This is a genomic window from Streptomyces aureus (assembly GCF_001418135.1).
In the GTDB taxonomy this organism is placed as follows: Bacteria; Actinomycetota; Actinomycetes; order Streptomycetales; family Streptomycetaceae; genus Streptomyces; species Streptomyces aureus_A.
The window spans coordinates 1-2,468 of record NZ_LIPQ01000266.1 but is presented as its reverse complement, the minus strand read 5'-3'; the positions used below and the strand labels follow the sequence as shown (position 1 = coordinate 2,468).

Here is a 2,468-nt window from a genome sequence, read left to right as displayed (position 1 = left end):
CTCCTCGTCCTCGACGAACCCACCGTCGGTCTCGACCCCGTCCTCCGCCGCGACCTGTGGAACCTCTTCCACCAGATCGCCGCCGACCGCGGCACGACCCTCCTCGTCTCCTCCCACGTGATGGACGAGGCCGAACGCTGCCACCGGCTCCTCCTCATGCGCGAGGGCGAGATCCTCGCCGACGACACCCCCGAGGCCCTCCGCCACCGCAACGACACCGCCACCGTCGAAGAGGCCTTCCTGCGCCTCGTCGACGCCGCCGCCACCCGAGCCGCCCACGAGGAGCCCCGGTCATGAGCCCCGCCCGCACCCTCGCCACCGCCGCCCGTGTCCTGCGTCAGCTGCGCCACGACCCGCGCTCGATCGCCCTGATGCTCCTCGTCCCCTGCGTGATGCTCTTCCTGCTGCGATACGTCTTCGACGGAAGCCCGGGCACCTTCGACAACATCGGCGCCTCACTGCTCGGCATCTTCCCGCTCATCACGATGTTCCTGGTGACCTCCATCGCGACCCTCCGCGAACGCACCTCAGGAACCCTCGAACGCCTCCTCGCCCTGCCCCTCGCCAAGACCGACCTCATCGCCGGGTACGCCCTCGCCTTCGGACTCCTCGCCGTCCTCCAGTCCGCCCTCGCCACCGGCCTCGCCGTCTGGTTCCTCGGCCTCGACGTCATCGGCTCCCCCTGGCTCCTCCTCCTGGTCGCCCTCCTCGACGCCCTCCTCGGCACCGCCCTCGGCCTCTTCGTCTCCGCTTTCGCCGCCTCCGAGTTCCAGGCCGTCCAGTTCATGCCGGCCGTGATCTTCCCCCAGCTGCTCCTCTGCGGACTCTTCACCCCACGCGACCGCATGGCACCCGCCCTCGAAGCGATCTCCGACGCCCTGCCCATGTCGTACGCCGTCGACGGCATGAACCAGGTCCTCCGACACCCCGACGTCACCGGCGACTTCGTCCGCGACGCCCTCGTCGTCGCGGGCTGCGCACTCCTCGTCCTCGGCCTCGGGGCGGCCACCCTCCGCCGCCGCACCGCGTGACCGCCCCTCGGACACCCGCACACCACCCGGCCCGCCGGTGCGAGGATGACGACACGTACCCCCTCCGGCGAGGTGAACAGAGCCATGACCCAGACCGTCGCAGTCCTCGGCACCGGCAAGATCGGTGAAGCGCTCCTCAGCGGCATGATCCGCGCCGGCTGGCGCCCCGCGAACCTCCTGGTCACCGCCCGCCGCTCCGAACGCGCCGACGAGCTCCGCGCCCGCTACGGCGTCGAGACCGTCACCAACGCCGAGGCCGCCAAGCGCGCCGACACCCTCATCCTGGCCGTCAAGCCCCAGGACATGGGCCGGCTCCTCGACGAGCTGGCCCCCCACGTCGCCGCCGACCGCCTGATCATCAGCGCCGCCGCCGGCATCCCCACCTCCTTCATCGAGGACCGCCTCACCACCGGCACCCCCGTCGTCCGCGTCATGCCCAACACCCCCGTCCTGGTCGACGAAGGCATGTCCGTCATCTCGGCCGGCAGCCACGCAACCCCCGAGCACCTCGCCCACACCGAGGAGATCTTCGGCGGAGTCGGCAAGACCCTCCGCGTCCCCGAGTCCCAGCAGGACGCGGCCACCGCCCTCTCCGGCTCCGGCCCGGCGTACTTCTACTTCCTCGTCGAGGCCATGACCGACGCCGGCATCCTCCTCGGCCTGCCCCGCGCCCAGGCCCACGACCTGATCGTCCAGGCCGCCATCGGCGCCGCCGTGATGCTCCGCGACAGCGGCGAACACCCCGTCAAGCTCCGCGAGGCCGTCACCTCCCCGGCCGGCACCACCATCAGCGCCATCCGAGAGCTCGAGAACCACGGCGTCCGCGCCGCCCTCATCGCCGCCCTCGAAGCCGCCCGCGACCGCAGTCGCGAACTCGCCTCCGGCAACAGCTGACGCCCCGCCCGCCCCGCCGCGGTCACCGGACCCCGGCGGACGCCCCCTTCACGACCTCCTCCGTCGACACGACCTTCGCGAACCGGCCACCGTGCAGGGACACGGCCGTCGCCTGCGCCAGCTCGTCCGCGCTCCGCGACCACCCGAACGGCCCCTCCAGGTCGAAGGTGTGCATCGCGTCCAACGGGAACACCACGTCGTACCCGAGGTTCCCGCCCATCCGCGCCGTCGTCTCGTTGCACATGTTCGTCTGGATCCCGACGATCACGATCTGCGCGATGTCCTGTCCGCTCAGCCACCCGTCCAGCGACGGCTCCCCGTAGAAGGCCGAGTTCACGGTCTTCGCCACGAGCAGCTCCGGACCGCCACCCTTCCCGCGCCTCTCCTCGACGAAGTCCTTGAACGCGTTCCCCGCGTACCCCGTCCGCAGCGGCGAACGAGAGCCCTCCGGGGAGTCGTGCCGCACGAACACGACCGGCCGCCCCGTCTCCTGCCACAGGTCGATCAGAGCCGCGATGTTCTCCTCGGCGGCCGGTCGTGTTC

At 71.5% G+C, this 2,468-nt stretch carries 3 protein-coding genes and 1 pseudogene; 3 read left to right on the top strand and 1 reads right to left on the bottom strand.

Going from position 1 to position 2,468, the window contains the following annotated elements:
- The 3 genes and pseudogenes from AOK00_RS22255 to proC all read left to right on the top strand — a co-directional run.
- Positions 1-297, top strand: a pseudogene (locus AOK00_RS22255) (ABC transporter ATP-binding protein); the annotation flags it as partial.
- Positions 294-1,031 carry an ABC transporter permease gene (locus AOK00_RS22250; RefSeq protein ID WP_055602064.1) on the top strand — a complete coding sequence of 246 codons (738 nt, stop codon included), beginning with the start codon at positions 294-296 and terminating at the stop codon, positions 1,029-1,031. The pseudogene AOK00_RS22255 and the gene AOK00_RS22250, both read left to right, overlap by 4 nt.
- An 84-nt stretch (positions 1,032-1,115) precedes the next feature.
- Positions 1,116-1,925 (top strand): pyrroline-5-carboxylate reductase, encoded by an 810-nt coding sequence (gene proC / locus AOK00_RS22245; protein ID WP_055602063.1) that lies wholly within the window; start codon positions 1,116-1,118, stop codon positions 1,923-1,925.
- Between the two features lie 22 nt (positions 1,926-1,947).
- Here proC and AOK00_RS22240 read toward each other — a convergent pair.
- Positions 1,948-2,468, bottom strand: a 521-nt coding sequence (locus AOK00_RS22240; protein WP_055602062.1) for an isochorismatase family protein, incomplete at its 5' end; no start/stop codon positions are given.